The organism is Micromonospora hortensis (genome assembly GCF_022230935.1).
Classification (GTDB): Bacteria; Actinomycetota; Actinomycetes; order Mycobacteriales; family Micromonosporaceae; genus Micromonospora; species Micromonospora hortensis.
The window spans coordinates 303,692-319,065 of sequence record NZ_JAKKFE010000012.1 but is presented as its reverse complement, the minus strand read 5'-3'; the positions used below and the strand labels follow the sequence as shown (position 1 = coordinate 319,065).

21 protein-coding genes are annotated in these 15,374 nt (G+C 70.5%); 10 read left to right on the top strand and 11 right to left on the bottom strand.

The genetic code is table 11. From position 1 onward, the window contains the following. Positions 1 to 87: 87 nt before the first annotated feature. The 7 genes from NIE111_RS10025 to NIE111_RS09995 all read right to left on the bottom strand — a co-directional run bounded on the left by NIE111_RS10025 (position 88) and on the right by NIE111_RS09995 (position 5,274). Entirely contained in the window at positions 88 to 672 is a 585-nt protein-coding gene (locus NIE111_RS10025) for a DM13 domain-containing protein (RefSeq protein WP_372488299.1), read from the bottom strand. 66 nt (positions 673 to 738) lie between these two features. Further along, positions 739 to 1,578, bottom strand: a complete 840-nt coding sequence (locus NIE111_RS10020) for an S-methyl-5'-thioadenosine phosphorylase (protein WP_238684111.1) — start codon at positions 1,576 to 1,578, stop codon at positions 739 to 741. Between the two features lie 46 nt (positions 1,579 to 1,624). After that, positions 1,625 to 2,050, bottom strand: coding sequence for a hypothetical protein (locus NIE111_RS10015; RefSeq protein WP_238684110.1), 426 nt, complete (start codon positions 2,048 to 2,050; stop codon positions 1,625 to 1,627). Next, the gene (locus NIE111_RS10010; protein WP_238684109.1) at positions 2,047 to 3,213 is read right to left on the bottom strand and encodes a molybdopterin-dependent oxidoreductase; all 1,167 of its coding nucleotides are present in this window, start codon (positions 3,211 to 3,213) and stop codon (positions 2,047 to 2,049) included. Before NIE111_RS10010 ends, NIE111_RS10015 begins: the two co-directional genes overlap by 4 nt. Continuing rightward, a complete protein-coding gene (locus tag NIE111_RS10005; protein WP_238684108.1) occupies positions 3,210 to 3,923 on the bottom strand; it encodes a class I SAM-dependent methyltransferase in 714 nt (237 codons plus the stop codon). The genes NIE111_RS10010 and NIE111_RS10005 overlap by 4 nt, the downstream gene beginning before the upstream one ends. After that, positions 3,920 to 4,600, bottom strand: a complete 681-nt coding sequence (locus NIE111_RS10000; protein WP_238684107.1) for a TIGR04282 family arsenosugar biosynthesis glycosyltransferase — start codon at positions 4,598 to 4,600, stop codon at positions 3,920 to 3,922. Before NIE111_RS10000 ends, NIE111_RS10005 begins: the two co-directional genes overlap by 4 nt. After that, positions 4,597 to 5,274, bottom strand: a complete 678-nt coding sequence (locus NIE111_RS09995) for a glycosyltransferase family 2 protein (protein ID WP_238684106.1) — start codon at positions 5,272 to 5,274, stop codon at positions 4,597 to 4,599. The genes NIE111_RS10000 and NIE111_RS09995 overlap by 4 nt, the downstream gene beginning before the upstream one ends. Before the next feature lie 147 nt (positions 5,275 to 5,421). Between NIE111_RS09995 and NIE111_RS09990 the strand changes: the two genes are divergently transcribed. After that, positions 5,422 to 6,786 carry a hypothetical protein gene (locus NIE111_RS09990; RefSeq protein WP_238684105.1) on the top strand — a complete coding sequence of 455 codons (1,365 nt, stop codon included), beginning with the start codon at positions 5,422 to 5,424 and terminating at the stop codon, positions 6,784 to 6,786. Here NIE111_RS09990 and NIE111_RS09985 read toward each other — a convergent pair. Beyond that, positions 6,758 to 7,837, bottom strand: a complete 1,080-nt coding sequence (locus NIE111_RS09985) for an NAD-dependent epimerase/dehydratase family protein (protein WP_238684104.1) — start codon at positions 7,835 to 7,837, stop codon at positions 6,758 to 6,760. The two genes, NIE111_RS09990 and NIE111_RS09985, sit on opposite strands and share 29 nt — an antisense overlap. A 159-nt stretch (positions 7,838 to 7,996) precedes the next feature. Here NIE111_RS09985 and NIE111_RS09980 point away from each other — a divergent pair, with 159 nt between their 5' ends. From NIE111_RS09980 to NIE111_RS09945, 8 genes are all read left to right on the top strand, one after another. Beyond that, positions 7,997 to 8,692 carry a response regulator transcription factor gene (locus NIE111_RS09980; RefSeq protein ID WP_238684103.1) on the top strand — a complete coding sequence of 232 codons (696 nt, stop codon included), beginning with the start codon at positions 7,997 to 7,999 and terminating at the stop codon, positions 8,690 to 8,692. Next, positions 8,685 to 9,701, top strand: a complete 1,017-nt coding sequence (locus tag NIE111_RS09975; RefSeq protein ID WP_238684102.1) for a sensor histidine kinase — start codon at positions 8,685 to 8,687, stop codon at positions 9,699 to 9,701. The genes NIE111_RS09980 and NIE111_RS09975 overlap by 8 nt, the downstream gene beginning before the upstream one ends. A 189-nt stretch (positions 9,702 to 9,890) precedes the next feature. Next, complete coding sequence (locus NIE111_RS09970) at positions 9,891 to 10,313, top strand: YbaB/EbfC family nucleoid-associated protein (protein WP_238684101.1); 423 nt, start codon at positions 9,891 to 9,893, stop codon at positions 10,311 to 10,313. Next, positions 10,310 to 10,633 carry a hypothetical protein gene (locus NIE111_RS09965; protein WP_238684100.1) on the top strand — a complete coding sequence of 108 codons (324 nt, stop codon included), beginning with the start codon at positions 10,310 to 10,312 and terminating at the stop codon, positions 10,631 to 10,633. The genes NIE111_RS09970 and NIE111_RS09965 overlap by 4 nt, the downstream gene beginning before the upstream one ends. 4 nt (positions 10,634 to 10,637) lie before the next feature. Beyond that, positions 10,638 to 11,132: a WXG100-like domain-containing protein gene (locus tag NIE111_RS09960; protein ID WP_238684099.1), complete on the top strand. Its 495-nt coding sequence runs from the start codon at positions 10,638 to 10,640 to the stop codon at positions 11,130 to 11,132. After that, positions 11,125 to 11,655: an endonuclease gene (locus NIE111_RS09955; RefSeq protein WP_238684098.1), complete on the top strand. Its 531-nt coding sequence runs from the start codon at positions 11,125 to 11,127 to the stop codon at positions 11,653 to 11,655. The genes NIE111_RS09960 and NIE111_RS09955 overlap by 8 nt, the downstream gene beginning before the upstream one ends. After that, entirely contained in the window at positions 11,652 to 12,194 is a 543-nt protein-coding gene (locus NIE111_RS09950; protein ID WP_238684097.1) for an SUKH-4 family immunity protein, read from the top strand. Before NIE111_RS09955 ends, NIE111_RS09950 begins: the two co-directional genes overlap by 4 nt. Next, on the top strand, positions 12,191 to 12,730 hold the full coding sequence (locus tag NIE111_RS09945; protein WP_238684096.1) for an SUKH-4 family immunity protein: 540 nt from the start codon (positions 12,191 to 12,193) through the stop codon (positions 12,728 to 12,730). The genes NIE111_RS09950 and NIE111_RS09945 overlap by 4 nt, the downstream gene beginning before the upstream one ends. Positions 12,731 to 12,772: 42 nt before the next feature. On the opposite strand, the gene NIE111_RS09940 is transcribed toward NIE111_RS09945, so the two are convergent. The 3 genes from NIE111_RS09940 to NIE111_RS09930 all read right to left on the bottom strand — a co-directional run bounded on the left by NIE111_RS09940 (position 12,773) and on the right by NIE111_RS09930 (position 14,570). Then, a complete protein-coding gene (locus tag NIE111_RS09940; protein ID WP_238684095.1) occupies positions 12,773 to 13,375 on the bottom strand; it encodes a GNAT family N-acetyltransferase in 603 nt (200 codons plus the stop codon). A 92-nt stretch (positions 13,376 to 13,467) separates the two neighbouring features. Next, positions 13,468 to 13,998 (bottom strand): GNAT family N-acetyltransferase, encoded by a 531-nt coding sequence (locus NIE111_RS09935; RefSeq protein ID WP_238684094.1) that lies wholly within the window; start codon positions 13,996 to 13,998, stop codon positions 13,468 to 13,470. A 44-nt stretch (positions 13,999 to 14,042) separates the two neighbouring features. After that, on the bottom strand, positions 14,043 to 14,570 hold the full coding sequence (locus tag NIE111_RS09930) for a MarR family winged helix-turn-helix transcriptional regulator (protein ID WP_238684093.1): 528 nt from the start codon (positions 14,568 to 14,570) through the stop codon (positions 14,043 to 14,045). A 39-nt stretch (positions 14,571 to 14,609) separates the two neighbouring features. Between NIE111_RS09930 and NIE111_RS09925 the strand changes: the two genes are divergently transcribed. Then, on the top strand, positions 14,610 to 15,236 hold the full coding sequence (locus tag NIE111_RS09925; protein ID WP_308193654.1) for a mycothiol-dependent nitroreductase Rv2466c family protein: 627 nt from the start codon (positions 14,610 to 14,612) through the stop codon (positions 15,234 to 15,236). The last annotated feature ends 138 nt before the right edge of the window (positions 15,237 to 15,374 follow it).

Below are 15,374 nucleotides of genomic sequence, written 5' to 3'. Positions count from 1 at the left end.
GGCGTCGAATCGATTCGCCCCGACGCTAGATCGCGCAGTGAAAGATGTCAATGCCGTGTCCGGCAGGTTGCGCCCCGGGTGGGCCGGTCAGGCGCTCGTGAGATCTGCCGCGCCGAAGGAGACCGCGAACCGCTTGCACCAGATGGAGACGCTGCGGAAGTCGGCTGGGTCGACTGACGCCGGTAGCTCGTACACCTGGTTGCCCTTGTTGCCCTTGAGCTTCGCCAGCTCGACCCATTCGCCGTCGTCGAACACCCGCCAGCCGGCTGTGCCCCGGATGACCGGTTGGTCGGTCAGCCACACCCGCAGGTCCGGACCGTTCGAGGTGTTCAGGTCTCGGATAACCAGCTGGTGGTTCCCGTTGGCGAGCCGGTGGATCTCGGCAGTGCCGGTCGTCCGGTGCTCATGGGTGACGAACTCGCCGACGGTCAGGATCTCGTTCGCCGCGGGGGTGGCTGCCGAGGTCGCGGGGGCCGGCGTCGAGGACTCCGGGGTCGCGGACGCCGGAGTCGGCGCGGCCGACGTCGCCGCTACGCGGGGAATCGCCTCGTCGACGTAGGTGTCGGTGAACAGCTTCCACGGCTGGAACCAGTAGAGGCCCAGCATCGCCACGACGACAACGACGGCGAGACCGGCTCGGACCACCGGCGACCGGAACATCCGCTTTATCACCCCCGCAGCGTACGGCCGGAACCGCCGTCGAACTGTTCGCGAACCCTTTCGGAACTCTTACGACGCTCACCGCTCGATATCTGCCAGCGCCTGTCCGCACGGGCAGGCTCCCTGGTCCTCCGGCAACGTCTTCACCGCGTCGCCGAGCAGGAGCCGCAGGCGGTCGATGTTCCGGGCGAAGACAGTGAACACCTCCTGCTGGGTCACGCCCTGGCCAACCTCGACGCCCGAGTCGTGGTCGGTCACCACTGACAGCGCGGTGTAACACAGTGCCAGTTCGCGGGCCAACACCGCTTCCGGGTGGCCGGTCATGCCGACGACCGACCAGCCCTCCCGCCCGTACCAGCGCGATTCGGCACGGGTGGAGAATCGGGGCCCTTCGATGACGACCATGGTTCCGCCGTCGACCGGCTGCCAACCGGCGGATCGGGCGGCGTCGAGGACGGTAGCTCGTCCGACCGGACAGTAGGGGTCGGCGAAGGACACGTGAACGACCTGGGAGGGCTTCCCGTCCGCGCGCGGCTGTCCGTCGTAGTAGGTCTGCTCCCGGCCGCTGGTCCGGTCGACCAGTTGGTCCGGTACGACGAGCGTCCCCGGCCCCAGATCCGGTCGCAGGCCACCCACGGCGCCCGGTGCGAGCACCTGGCGGACGCCGAGTGCCCGCAGCGCCCACAGGTTGGCCCGGTAGTTGATGCGGTGTGGGGGAAGGGCGTGCCCGCGTCCGTGGCGCGGCAGGAACACCACCGGCCGCCCGGCGACACTCCCGACGGACAGCACGTCGCTCGGCGGTCCGTACGGTGTGTCCACTGTGACCTCGGCGACGTCGTCGAGGAACTCGTAGAACCCCGATCCACCGATCACGGCGACCGGCGGGCGATCGGTCGTGCTGGTGTCTCCTGCTGACATGTGTAACCCCTCCTGGGCGAACAGTGAAAAGCGGCTGGGGGTCGACTCAGCGACGGTCGGCCCGTCGGTGCGCGACGCGTCGGTCGACAATGGCGGCGACGACCAGGACGACCACGATCACGGCCCAGAGGACAGCCAGCCCGACGGCGAGCCCCAACGGGTAGTCGCGGTCCGGTAGGCCCGGGTTCGGAGGCGCCGAGGGCGGTCGCCACAGCAGGGGCACCGCGACCAGCACCAACGTGGCGCTGGCCAGCAGGCCCGCGGCGATCCACGCCAGGCGCAGCCGGTTCGTCACCAGTCGACCCAGCGCCACCCCGACCAGTCCGACCAGCGGTGCCACCAGGACGTCGTGCAGCACCGGGCCGCCGATCAGCCACGGCAGGGCGGGGCCGAACTGGGGGAGGAGCAACCAACCGCCGTACGCGGTGGCCGCGGCACCGACCACGAACAGGAGCAGCCGAACGGTTCTCACCGCAGAACCTCCAGCCGGGCCACCCACTTGGTCTGCAGGACTCCCGGCCGGCTCGGCGAGATGAGTCGACACGGGTAACCGTGGTCGGGAGACAGTTGCTCACCATTGATCCGCAGGGCGAGCAGGGTCAGCGGGTCGCGGGCATGGGCCGCAGGGAGTGTGCTGGCCGCGTACAGGCCGTCGGTCTCCAGTGAGGTGACCCGAACCGGTCGGCCGGTCGGGGCGCCGGCCCAGCGGAGCAACTGAACGACGGGCACGCCGGTCCAGTGGGCCGAGGCGCTCCAGCCCTCGACGCAGGCGATCGGCAGTTCTGCCGTCCGTTGCGGCAGGGCCGCCAGGTCGGCCAGGGAAAGGCTGCCTCGCCCGCCCGACCAGACGATTTCCAGACGCCAGTCCGGGGGAACGACGATGCGCGCGGCAGCCGCCGTGCGGTTGATCGGTACGCCCTGCGGCCCGGACGCGGAACGCCACGCCAGCGGCGAGACCCGACGCAGCCATGGCACTGTGACCCCGGCGGTGGCCAGTACGGCGATGCCGGCGACGCCCGCCGAGGTACGCAGGAACGCCCGTCGCTCCGACGACTCCCGATCGTCCGGCCCCGGTGTCGCAGTCGGCACCGCCCTCCTGCGCCGTAGTGGGGTGCTCAGCGCCGCGCGGGCGACCGGGAGCTTCACCGCGACGTGCAGCAGCATCGCCCCGACCACCAGCCAGGCGACCGCGTAGTGCGCCGTCGGGAAGAAGAACCCCCACGGGTACGACTGGGCGACGTTGAACAGACCCGTGACCAGTTCGAAGAACGCGCCGCAGACCAGCACCAGAACGGAGATCCGTTCGAGGGCGTGGGCGGACAACCGGATCGGCTGACGCACCGGCGGACGGACGAACAGCCGGGGATAGACGCTCCACAGCTTGGCCAGCAGCAACGGGATCGCCGCGACACCGGAGAGCACGTGAACGCCCTGGGTGATCCGGTACAGGTTGACCGGTCGGGTCGGCCAGGTGAACCAGCCCGGCGGGTGCTGGATGTAGTGGCTGAGAAGCCCGGTGCCGAAACACAGCCCGAACGCCACCCCGAGCCAGAGGCCGAGCCGGGCGGTGACCAGCGGTGAGTGCGAGGGCGCGGTGAAGTCCTCGGGGGCGGGGACGCGGGGCCGGCGGATCAAGAGCGTGCCAACTCGGCGAACCAGCGTTGACCGAACCGGAAACTGTCGACGACGCGCAGGCCGGCAGCGGCGGCGGCGCGGGCCACCGCCTCCGCCCCGACCCGCGCCCAGCGAAACGCCGGCCCGCGCAGTTCCCGATCGCCGGAGGTCCCGGACAGGACGTACGCCTGTCCCTGCCACAGCCCGGCCCCCGGGGGTTCCACCTCCACCAGCAGCGTTCCGTCGGCCGCGATCAGGGTGCCGCACCGGCGCAGCAGGCGGACCGGGTCGCCACCGATGCCGATGTTGCCGTCGATGAGAAGGGCGTGCGCCCACCTCCCCTCGCCGGGAAGGGGTTCGAAGACATCGCGTCGTAGAGCCACCACACCCCGCCCCTGGGTCAGACGTACCGCCTCGGCCGAGATGTCCACCCCCAGTGCGACGAGGCCGCGCTGGGCGAGTGCCCTGGTCAACCGGCCAGGGCCGCAGCCGAGGTCGATCGTGGGCCCGGTGCAGCGTGCCGCGACCGACTCGACTGCCGGTTCGGGCGGACCGTGCCAGCGCCGTACCGGCAACAGGTCACGTCGCCCGTCGGTGTGCACCAGCCAGTGGTCGGGTGGGGTCGCAGGTCTCGGGCCGACCGACGTGCCGTACGCGTCCTGGTCGGCGGCCCACCCGCCGAGTCTGCCCAGCACCACGTCGAAACCGTCGAGACTGATCGTCGGGTTCACCGGGGGTGTCCGCTCAGCAGCTGGCCGCCCACCGACGCGACGGCGTTCGCGAACCGGGTGCCAGGTAGGTCGTCCGCGACCGCCAGCGCCGTCGACCAGTCGTCGACATCCCGCAGCACGGGCAGGATCGCCGGGTCTACGCCGCGCCCGTGCAGCGCGGCGAGGGTGCGGTGCCCGGTGTCGTCTGTCGACATGGGTACGTCGCGCAATGCGCTGGCGTGCCTCGGATCGCGCAACCCGAGCGCCCACCAACCGCCGTCCAGCGCCGGCCCGAACACCGCCTCGTGTTCGGCGAGCCGGTCGAGCGCGGTGGTGAGCACTGCCGGCCGGATCTGCGGGGTGTCCATGCCGATCTGCAGCACCGGCCGTCCGGGAAATGCCGCAGCGGTGTCGGCGTGGGCGTTCGCGAGGCGGTCGGCGAACGTGTCACCGCGCTGCGGAAGCAGGTGCCAACCGGCCAACGCGGCGGTCAACTCCGCGCCGTACTCGGCGTCGGCGAATCGACCGGTGTGGGCCAACACGGGAATGGTCGCGGCGGTGGCGCGCACCGCCGCGAGGGTGTCCAACAGCGACGCCGCCGCGATCCGGGCTGCCTGGGTGGGATCGGCTGGCGGGCAGAGGCGCGTCTTTGCCTGCCCGGGGACCGGCGCCTTCGCGACCAGGAGCAGGACGTTCACCGGCCACCACCGGCGTCGGCCCGCAGCACTCCGGCGAAGTCCCGGGTCGCCCGCAGCGTGCCCCGGACCGACCCGGAGACCTTCGAGCGGGTCCCGGCGGCCCGGGGTGCGTACGCGACGTCCAGTTCGAGGATCCGCCAGCCCGCTCCGGCCGCACGCAGCAGCAACTCCAGGGGATAGCCGAACGCGCGGTCGTCGACACCGAGGCCCAGCAGCGCCGCCCGGCGGGCCACCCGGATCGGACTGATGTCGTACACCGGCACGCCGCGACGCCGCAGCAGGGCCGCGACCACCGCGTTCCCGGCGCGGGCGTGCCACGGCCAGGCGTCCGCCGAGACCGGCCGACGCCGCCCCACGGCGAGATCGGCCCGCCCGTCGAGCACCGCCGAGGCGAGCCTGGGCAACTCGGCCGGGTCGAACGAACCGTCCGCGTCGAGCACGCAGACCAGATCCGCCTCCGCCGCCAGCAGGCCGGTGTGCACGGCAGCCCCGTACCCGCGTCGCGGCTCATGGACGACCCGGGCCCCGTACTCGGCCGCGACGACCGGCGAACCGTCGGTGGAGCCGTTGTCGACCACGATGGCGCGGTAGCCGGGCGGTAGCCCGCTCAGTACGGCAGGCAGTGCGGCCGCCTCGTCCAGACACGGCAACACCACGTCGATCGTTGTGTGCATACCGGCGACGCTAGGCCCGCCACCGCGCGTCCGGACCGCCGTTTCTCCTTACGAATCGCTTACACGGCAACGGATCTTACGACTCGCTGACGTCTCACCGTCTGGCCGCCGAATGCCTGGTAGGAGGTCGTATCGTCGGCCGTCACCATGACCATGATGACCCGGCCGGGACGAACCCGGTCCGCCGACCTGATCGTCCTCGGCGCCGAGGTGGCAGTGCTCGCCCTCGCCGTCGCCGTCGGCGCCCTGCTCAACCATCAGGGCGTACGGCTACACGCCGACGCGGCGCCGCTCTACGCGACCTGGCAGCCCCATCTGGGGCCCGGCACCCCCGCCGCGCTTCTCGTCGCGGCGCTGTTCGTCTGGCGGGGCGTGCGCTGGGGAACCGACACGCCGTGGCCGCGGCTGCTGGCGGTCGGCTACCTCGCCTCGCTGCTCTGGACACTGTCGCTGGCCCTGGTGGACGGCTGGTCCGCGGGGTTGACCGAGCGGCTCACCGTGCAGGCCGAGTACCTGCACGAGGTGCCCCGGGTGACGGACGTCGGCATCATGCTGTCCGGCTTCGCCGACCGGATTCTCGACTTCCAGCCCGACTCGTGGTCCACCCACGCCGCCGCCCACCCACCGGGAGCGTTGCTGTTCTTCGTCTGGCTGGAGCGGATCGGCCTGGGTGGTGGGACCGCCGCCGGGCTCGCCTGCGTCCTGCTCGGCGCCACGGTGTCGGTGTCGGTTCCGGTGACGTTGCGGGCACTCGGCGCCGAGGACGCGGCCCGAGCGGTGTGGCCGTTCCTGGTGCTCCTCCCGGGGGCGGTCTGGGTGGGCGCGTCCGCGGACGGGATCTTCGCCGCGGTGGTCGCCGCCGGGCTGGCGCTGCTGGCGGTGGGTGGCCGACCAGGGGCCGCACTGGGCGGGCTGCTGCTCGGCTTCGCGCTCTACCTGTCGTACGGGTTCGTCCTGGTCGGGTTGCTCGCGCTGACAGTGGTGCTGCTCCGGGCGCGGGACCGCCTCGCCGTGTTCCTGGTCGCGGCGACGGCGGTCGCGGCCGTCGTCGCCGTGTTCACTGTCGCCGGCTTCTGGTGGCTGGACGGCTACCACCTGGTGGCACGTCGTTACTACCAGGGCTGGGCGGCGGAACGTCCGTACGGTTACTGGGTCTGGGCGAATCTCGCCGCCCTGCTGCTCTCGGCCGGCCCGGTGGTCGGGCCGGCGCTGCGGCGGGCGGTGGCCGCCGTGTCGATCCGAGCACCGCAGGCACCGTTCGCGACGGCCCTCCGACAGCGGATCGCCAGCGCCGGACCCACCGTGTGGCTGCCCCTCGCGGCGACGGCGGCGGTGCTCGCGGCGGACCTGTCCGGGCTCAGCAAGGCCGAGGTCGAGCGGATCTGGCTACCGTTCGCCGTCTGGCTGCTGGTAGCCACCGCGCACCTGCCCCACTGTCACCGACGGTGGTGGTTGGCCGCCCAGGCCGCCACGGCTCTCGCCGTCAACCACCTACTGTGGACGGTGTCGTGACCGATGCCGGTTCCCGCATCACCGCGGTGGTGAAGTCGGCGATGCCAGCGGCGAAGCCGACCCGGGCGGTGAAACCGAGCACCCGGGCGGCGCGTGCCGGGTCGGCCACGACGTGCCGTACGTCCGCCGCCCGCCCGCCCCCGACCGTGACCGGCGGTGGCCCGCCCATCGCCGACGCCAGCTCGTGGGCCAACTCGCCGACGGTGTGTGGTTCGCCCGAGCAGACGTTGATCGGGGTCAGGGGATCCGGTGCCGGTGTCGTGAGGGCCAGCAGGTTGGCAGTGGCCACGTCGGTCACGTGCACGAAGTCGCGACGTTGCCGGCCGTCCTCCAGCACCCGGGGCGGTCGTCCGGCGGCCAGCGCCGACCGGAAGATCGACGCGACGCCCGAATACGGGGTGTCGCGGGGCATTCGCGGGCCGTAGACGTTGTGATAGCGCAGGGCCCAGACCGATCCGCCGGTCTGCCGGGCCCAGGCGCCGGCGAGGTGTTCCTGGGCCAGCTTGGTGGCGGCGTACGTGCTGTGCGGCTCCAACGGCGCGTCCTCGGGCACGAGACCGGGGGAGAGCGCCTGGTCGCAGCGAGGGCAGGTCGACTCGTACTGGCCCTCGGCCAGGTCGACGACCCGGCGGCTGGCTGGCCGGACGATCCCGTGGCTGGGGCAGTGATAGCGACCCTCGCCGTAGACCACCATCGAGCTGGCCAGCACCAATCGGCGCACCCCGGCGGCGTGCATCGCCGCGAGGAGGGTGGCAGTGCCGAGGTCGTTGTGCGCGGCGTACCGGGGGGCGTCGGCGGGGTCGACGCCGTGGCCGACCATGGCTGCCTGATGGCAGACAGCGTCGACGCCGGCCAGTAGCCGGGTCAGCAGCTCGCCGTCGCGTACGTCACCGACCACCAGGTCGTGCCGTTCGGTCCACTGCGGCGCCGTCGAGGCGTGCGCCTCGGGCAGGAGGGCGTCCACCGCCACCACCTCGTGCCCGTCGTCGGTGAGCAGGTCGGCGACGTGTGAGCCGATGAACCCGGCCGCACCGGTGACAAGGATCCGCATTCCGGTCACCGTATGACCTCGCGTACGCCTGGGCGGGTCTCCGCGCGCAGCCGTAAGAACCTCGCAAGGTTTGCCGGTGCGGGCGGAGTCTGGTGCCTGGCTACGCTGGGCCGATGGACATCTGGGGGAGACGTTGACGGGGCGGAACGGGGACGGTCCGTGACACAGCGTGTGCTGGTGGTCGACGACGATCAGACCGTGAGCGACGTCATCCGTCGTTACCTCGAGAACGACGGCTTCCAGGTGAGCCTCGCGGCCGACGGTGCGGCGGCACTGGCGGCCGTGGAGCGGCAGGCGCCACACCTGGTAGTGCTCGACCTGATGCTGCCGCTGATCAACGGCCTGGAGGTGTGCCGGGCGCTGCGGGTACGGCCGGACGGCGTACCGATCGTCATGCTCACCGCGCGCGGTGACGAGTCCGACCGGATCCTCGGGCTGCAACTCGGCGCGGACGACTACCTCACCAAGCCCTTCTCACCCCGGGAACTGGTGCTGCGGGTCCGTTCGGTGCTCCGTCGCGCCGGCGCCGGGGCGCCACCCGAGCGGCCAGAGGCGCTCACCGACGGCAACCTGGTGGTGCACACGGCCTCCCGAACCGCCCGCCTCGCCGGTGCGGATCTGGCCCTGACGTTGCGCGAATTCGACCTGCTCGTCCACCTCATGCGGCATCCGTCCCGGGTGTTCGGCCGGGCCGAGCTTCTGGAGCAGGTCTGGGGCTGGAACTTCGGGGACCACTCGACAGTGACAGTGCACGTACGCCGGCTGCGGGAGAAGATCGAGGCGAACCCGGCCGATCCGCGGCGGATCGTGACGGTCTGGGGCGTCGGCTACCGCTATGAGCCCGCCCATGCGTGACGTACTTCTGATCTTCGCGATCGCCCTCGGCGCGGCGCTCGGCATCGGGCTCGCCGGCGCGGTGCTGCTCCGTGCGCTCCGGCGCAGCTCGATCACCGTGCACCTCAACGTGCTGCTCACCACCACTGTGGTCGCCGTCGCCGTCGGGGTGATGGCGGTCGCGGAAGCGATGTTCCTCTCCGCGCACGACCTTGAGGTGGTCCTGATCACCGTCGCGGCGGCAGCGGTGGTCAGTCTCGCCGTCGGTGGGCACTTCGGCCGGCGGCTGGCCCGCGCCGCGGTGTGGCGCGACCAGGCCCGGGAGCGGGAGCGGCAACTGGAGAAGGGCCGGCGTGACCTGGTCGCCTGGGTCTCCCACGACCTGCGGACCCCGCTCGCCGGGCTGAGGGCCATGGCGGAGGCGTTGGAGGACCGGGTGGTGCGTGATCCGGACACTGTCGACGAGTACCACCGACGCATCCGACTGGAGACCGACCGGATGACCCGACTCGTCGACGACCTGTTCGAGCTGTCCCGGATCAACGCGGGAGCGTTGCGGTTGTCGTTGACGGCGGTGCCGCTCGGAGAGGTGGTCTCGGACGCGCTCGCCAGCACCATCCCGTTGGCGGACGCTCGCCGAATCACGTTGATCGCCAGCGAGTCGGGGTGGCCGACGGTCGCCGCGAGCGAACCGGAGCTGGCCCGGGTCGTGGCCAACCTGCTGTTCAACGCGGTCCGCTACACCCCTGAGGACGGCACCGTACGCATCGAAGCCGGCCGGGAGGACGACCACGCCTGGCTGTCGGTCGCCGACACCTGCGGCGGCATCCCCCCGGCCGACCTTCCCCGCCTGTTCGACATCGCGTTCCGCGGTGAACCGGCCCGCACGCCCGGCCCCGGTGACGGCGGGGCGTCCGGAGGGCTCGGCCTGGCCATCGTCCATGGCCTGGTGGAGGCGCACGGCGGTCGGGTCGAGGTGCGCAACACCTCCGACGGCTGCCAGTTCATGGTCCGTCTGGCGACCGCCTGAAGCAACGTACGGTGGCGCCATCGGCCAGCTTCACCCACAGCGCGCGCGGGGGGGTACCCGGTCGCCCCGGTCCGTAGACGGCTCGCACCGTTCGACAACCCTCGATGGGGTACCCGTCTCCCGGGACCACACGATTTGCCGGGTCTGACTACGCTTTCCACTGTCTCGGAGGCGATCGATGGAGGGCGCATGTCGGTGAATGAGCCGGCGAGCGGAGAGTTCGCTCGCATGCTGGACGCGACGGTCGGCGCGTTGCGCGCCGCCGGCAACGCGCCGGAGGACGAGGAGGCCGCGCGCCTGCGTCGGGTCGGTGAGTCCGCCGAGGGACAGGTCCGTGCCGAGTTTGGCGCTGATGGCCGGTTGGAGTCGCTGACGCTGGACCCGCGGATGATGCGGCTCGGCTCGGCCGAGGTCTGCGACCACGTGATCGCGGCCGTGAACGCGGCGATCGACTCGATGCGCGGCACCGGCCCGGTGCCGGCCTCCGGCGACCTCTCGCAGCTCACCGAGCAGCTGGAGCAGGTTCGAGACACGGCCGTGCCACGGCTCGGCGCGTTCCTGCAGGCGCTCACTGACGCGCAGGAGCGGATGGCCCGGGGAGGTTCCCGATGAACGGCTTCGAGGTCGAGCCCGCGTTGCTGCGTTCCGGCGGCGACGAGGTCATCGGCGCCGCCGAACGCTTCATCGGGCAGCTGGAGAGCTTCGAGGCGCAGATGCAGGGATACGGCGAGCCGTGGGGCGCCGACGACATCGGCTCGCTGATCGGCATCGCGTACACGGAGACCTCAGCCTGGGTCCTGGACTGCATCGGCGTGGCCGCCGAAGAGATCGGCTCGGCCGGTAGCGACCTGACAAAGATGGCCGACAACTTCGAGTTGGTCGAGGAAGCCTCCGTGAGCGCGCTGCGAGACATCCAGGGAATGCTGGGGTGACGACATGGGACTGCAACTGCCGGGTGAGCTGATCACGGCGCTCAGCTGGATCGGCTACACCTGGCCCGAGGCCGACGAGGAAAAGCTGTTCGAGATGGGCCAGGCCTGGCTGGACTTCTCCGGCACGGTCGCGGACGCCTCCGGGGAGGCCGGTTCGGCTGCGGCAGCGGTCTGGTCGCAGCACCAGGGCGAGTCGATGCAGGCGTTCCAGAAGTGGTGGTCCAAACCGGAGAGCGGTCCCGGCGCGCTGCCGGACTACTCCCAGGCCGCGATGCTGATCGGCACCGGGATGATCATCGCCGCCGCGATGGTGCTCGCGCTGAAGATCCAGGTGATCGTGCAGTTGGCGATCCTCGCGTTCGCGGTGGCGCAGGCGATCGCCACCGCCGTCGTCACGTTCGGCGTGTCGCTGGCCGAGATCCCGATCTTCCAGATGATCACGCGGGAGATCGTCGGCCTGCTGATCGATCAGGTGATCCAGGAGCTTCTCGATGCCTAGCAGGGCGCCGAAAAGCTCGAAACAACGTGGCGGGTCGGGCAAGCCGAAGGGCGGCAAGCTTGTCCGCGCGGCGGTGCAGAAGGCCTCCGCCAAGCCGGTGGTGCGCAACAACGACCTGCCCGAGGTCACGATCAAGGTGAAGCGCAAGTCGATGCACGCGCGGGCCCAGTTCGACCGCAAGATGAACGCGCTGAAGAAGCTCAGCGACGAGGGCAAGCTGTTCAAGCAGGCCAATCCGGTCGCCCGGGACGAAACAATCACAAAAGGCTACAAGGCGCGCATCCGGCAGAAGATCTTCGACAAGTACTGGCCCCACGACAAGAAGCTGTCGAACAAACTCACCGAGCGGCTCCGCCTGCAGCAGCCCGACCATGTGTGGGAGCTGCAACTCGGTGGCCCCGACGACGTTAGTAATCTGAAGCTGCTGCACGGCGACACGAACCGGGATGTCGGTCAGCAGATCTGGCAACAGATCATGAAGCTGCCCGACGGCACGCCGATCCGAATAGAGGTAGTGGATTGAATCCCGAGCTGCGGGAGCTCATCGCGGAGCTGCGCACCGACCTGGAGGCGGACCAGCCCGCGACGCTGGTCTGGGCACAGATCGACCAGGGCGCTCCGGCTGAGCGGATACCCGCTGGTCTGCCGCAGTCGGTCCGGGAGCTGCTGGAGACCGCCGACGGCATCCTGGCTGGCTCGTTCGACCTGCCCGCAGCCGCGAACATCGGCAAGATCCAGGGCTACCTCGATCAGATGCCCGAGTTCACCGGCGTCGCTGACGAACCCGCCGAGTGGCTGGTCTTCGGCACACTGAAGGAAGAGCCGCTGCTGATCCGCCGCGACACCGGCGCGGTCTGGTACTTCCCGGCGGAGACGACCGACGAGTGGTTCATGCGTGAGGCGTTCTTCGAAGTCGCGCCGGACCTTGACTCGTTCCTCGCCTACTACGTCTTCGGCGCCGGGTACGGCGAGGTTGGCTACGACGACGACGACTGGTGGGGCTTCCTCGACGAGCAGGGCCTGACCACGCCCGGCGACGAGGACGAGGAGACGGACGATTGACCGCCACACATGAGGAGCTCACGGCGCTCTGGGGCGCCGACGGGATGGTCTACTTCCCGCTCGACCGGTTCGAGGACGTCCTCGGCCCGTTGACGCCAGAGGTCTTCCCGCCGTTCGGGGCCATCCCGGTCGACGTGCCGATCCTGTTCACGGTCGACGTCAACGTCTCCGGCATGGAGTTGTTCTCCAAGCTGAAGATCGAGGTCGGCGATGCCAGCCCTCGTATCCACATCGTCCTCGGCAGCTCACCGGAGGACCCGCAGCTGCTCTTCTGCCTCGACGCGCTGACCGGAGCCGTCGTGTTGCTGGACCTGGAGACCCCCAACTTCGAGGCGGTCAACGCGACATTCGCGGCGTTCGTCGAGTTCCTCTACCGGCTCGGGCAGCTCATCGCCACGGACCCGGGCGGTCGGGCTCGAGCCGCCCGCGCTGCCGCGATCCGCGAGGAACTGATGGGCGTCGACTCGTCCGCGTTCGCCGACCCGAAGTCCTGGTGGAGCATGGCCTTCGATCAGCTGGAGTCCACCAGCGGCTAGCCTCGCCACCGCCGGCAGGCAGCTCGCCGTGACGCTACAGGTTCACCGTGCTCGCGGCACCGGTATGGACGCGACCGGCTGCTCCGACGGTGCCGCCTCTCGATGCCATGCCTCGGCGAGGAGCGCGTAGGTGTAGCCGTCCACCCAGCCCAGTTCGGCGTGCCAGGAGTCGCCGACGCCGTGCTGCTCACGACGCATGCCGACCTTCTCGAGGATTCGCACCGAGGCGAGGTTGTCAGCGAAGCAGCCGGCGGTGATTCTCCGAACGCCCAGCCGGTCGAACGCGTGCGCCACCACTGCGGTCACCGCCTCGGTCGCGTACCCACGTCCGCCGTAGGCGGGATCGAAGATGTAGCCGAGCTCAGCCTCGGTCCGTTGTGGCATGCCGGGTTGACCCATGCCGTCGACGACGCCGAGAGAGACGGTTCCGATCACCACGCCGTCGAGCGTGGCCGCCATGCTGTGATCGTCGGGGTCGGTGGCCGCGCGTCGCCATGCCGCGCGGAAGGACGCACTGTCGACCTGCGTACGGAGTAGCCAGCGCGTGACCTGCGGTAGGTTTCGGTACTCCAGGATCCGATCGATGTCCTCGTCCCGCACCGGGCGGAGTTCGAGGCGTTCAGTGCGTACCGTGGTGTTCTCCATGAGGCGGGACGCTAGTGGACGCGCCCCGGCGAGACGCCCGAATATCGGTCCGATGGCCCCCACCCCACGCTCAGTGGCAAAGGGCGCACGGCTCAATCGACCCGCTGGGCCAGCACCTGCCCCGGCCAGGATCCGGCCAGGAAGGTCTCGGTGGGAGTGAACCCGTGGCGCTCGTAGTACGCCACCAACTCGCCGTCACCGCCCGCCCAGCAGTCGACCCGGAGCAACCGCACGCCGGCTCGCCGGGTTTCCTCCACTGCGTGTGCCAACAGAGCCGACCCGAGTTTCCGGCCGGCGAATCGTCGGTCGGAGACCAGGAGGCGGACGAACCGCTCGGGTTCCTCAGCGGGCGCGATCGGTGCCCGGGGGTCGGGCCCGGAATCCAACACCAGGGCTGCGGCCGGCGTCCCGTCCACTTCCGCGATGAACGGGAGGTTCTCGGTCAGGTACCGATCGACCTGTGCGGCCCGTTCGGGTTTCTCCGAGAACGGCGTCGTGCCCCACTGCTCGGTGTTGCCGCGGTCGTTCATCCAGACCACCGCGGAGTCGAGCATGTCCAGTACGGCGGGCGCGTCGGCCGGGCCACCGCGTCTGATGCGTACGCCGCCGGTGGTGTCGTCCATGGCGGAATGGTAATCCGAGGACTGGCCGATCATGACCGAGGGCGTCACCCGTCGTGGCCGCCGCCCCCGGGTCCACGATCTCCGGAGGTCAGGGTTCGATTCATCACCTCCAGGAGGCGCTCGAGGGTTCGGCGGTCGCTGTCGGTCAGGCCGCGAAGGATGGCCGCCTCGTTGGCCAGATGTTCCTCGATGAGCCGGTCGGTCAACGCCACGCCGGTCGGCGTCAGCCCGACCACTCTGCCGCGCGCGTCGGCTGTGGAGACCGAGCGCGACACGAGGCCGCGGGCGATCAGTCGGTCCACCCGCTTGGTCACGGCTCCGGTGGTCACGAGCATCCGTTGGCTCAGCTGGCCCGCCGTGAGCGTGTAGGGCTCACCCTCGCGGCGCAGCGCCGCGAGCACGTCGAAGTCGCCGTTGCCGAGGTCCGCCGCGGCGAACGGCGGCCGCAGGGCCTCATCGAGTACGGCGGCCAACTGCTGGATGCGACCGATGATCAGCAGCGGGGTGGGGTCGAGGTCTGGTCGCTCGCGACCCCACTGCCCAACGATGTCGGCGATCCGGTCGTCTTCCACAGTTGCATCTTACCTTCCGAGGAAGATAAATTGTCTTCCGTGGAAGACAAATTGCCTCGAACGTCAGCTCCAGTGGTCACCGCGTACGTGGACCCGTCCTGTCCGTTCGCCTGGATCACCTCCCGCTGGCTCATGGAGGTCGCGAAGATGCGGCCGCTCACCCTGCGGTTCGAGGTGATGAGCCTCGCGGTGATCAACGAACACCGTGACCTGGAGCCCTGGTACCGCGAATTCAACGACCGGGCGTGGGGGCCGGCCAGGGTGTGTGTGGCGGCGGCCGCGCAACACGGCTCCGCCGCCCTCGCGCGGCTGTACCCGGCGCTCGGCCGCCGGATCCACGACGCCGACGACAAGGACTTCGACACCGTCGTCCCGCTGGCCCTGGTCGAGGCCGGCCTCCCGGCCGACCTGGCCGACGCCGCCCACCGCAGCGACCTCGACCCGCAGATGCGGGCGAGCACCGCCCACGCGCAGCAACTGGTGGGCGAGGACCTCGGCACCCCCACTGTCGTCGTCGACGACGTGGCCTTCTTCGGCCCCGTGCTGACCTCGATCCCTCGTGGCGAGGAGGCCATCCGTGTCTTCGACGGCGCTCGCCTGCTCGCCGGCTGCCGGGCCTTCTCCGAGCTCAAACGCGCCCGGTCCGACGGCCTTACCTTCGCGTAGCTCCACCACTGCCGATGGGGGATCTGGTCGACCGGCACTGGCCGACGCAGGTCTGTCGGTGCTTCGTCACCGGATGTTCGGCGTCGCGTCGGCTCCAGTCGATAGTGTCCGTTGGCCGGCCATCGCCGGCGGCCTATC

Bases quoted from the DNA above. Each gene is read 5' to 3' on its own strand.
- NIE111_RS10020 (WP_238684111.1), bottom strand. From the start codon at position 1,578: ATGTCAGCAGGAGACACCAGCACGACCGATCGCCCGCCGGTCGCCGTG.
- NIE111_RS09995 (WP_238684106.1), bottom strand. From the start codon at position 5,274: ATGCACACAACGATCGACGTGGTGTTGCCGTGTCTGGACGAGGCGGCC.
- NIE111_RS09990 (WP_238684105.1), top strand. From the start codon at position 5,422: ATGACCATGATGACCCGGCCGGGACGAACCCGGTCCGCCGACCTGATC.
- NIE111_RS09985 (WP_238684104.1), bottom strand. From the start codon at position 7,837: ATGCGGATCCTTGTCACCGGTGCGGCCGGGTTCATCGGCTCACACGTC.
- NIE111_RS09975 (WP_238684102.1), top strand. From the start codon at position 8,685: ATGCGTGACGTACTTCTGATCTTCGCGATCGCCCTCGGCGCGGCGCTC.
- NIE111_RS09970 (WP_238684101.1), top strand. From the start codon at position 9,891: ATGTCGGTGAATGAGCCGGCGAGCGGAGAGTTCGCTCGCATGCTGGAC.
- NIE111_RS09965 (WP_238684100.1), top strand. From the start codon at position 10,310: ATGAACGGCTTCGAGGTCGAGCCCGCGTTGCTGCGTTCCGGCGGCGAC.
- NIE111_RS09960 (WP_238684099.1), top strand. From the start codon at position 10,638: ATGGGACTGCAACTGCCGGGTGAGCTGATCACGGCGCTCAGCTGGATC.
- NIE111_RS09955 (WP_238684098.1), top strand. From the start codon at position 11,125: ATGCCTAGCAGGGCGCCGAAAAGCTCGAAACAACGTGGCGGGTCGGGC.
- NIE111_RS09940 (WP_238684095.1), bottom strand. From the start codon at position 13,375: ATGGAGAACACCACGGTACGCACTGAACGCCTCGAACTCCGCCCGGTG.
- NIE111_RS09935 (WP_238684094.1), bottom strand. From the start codon at position 13,998: ATGGACGACACCACCGGCGGCGTACGCATCAGACGCGGTGGCCCGGCC.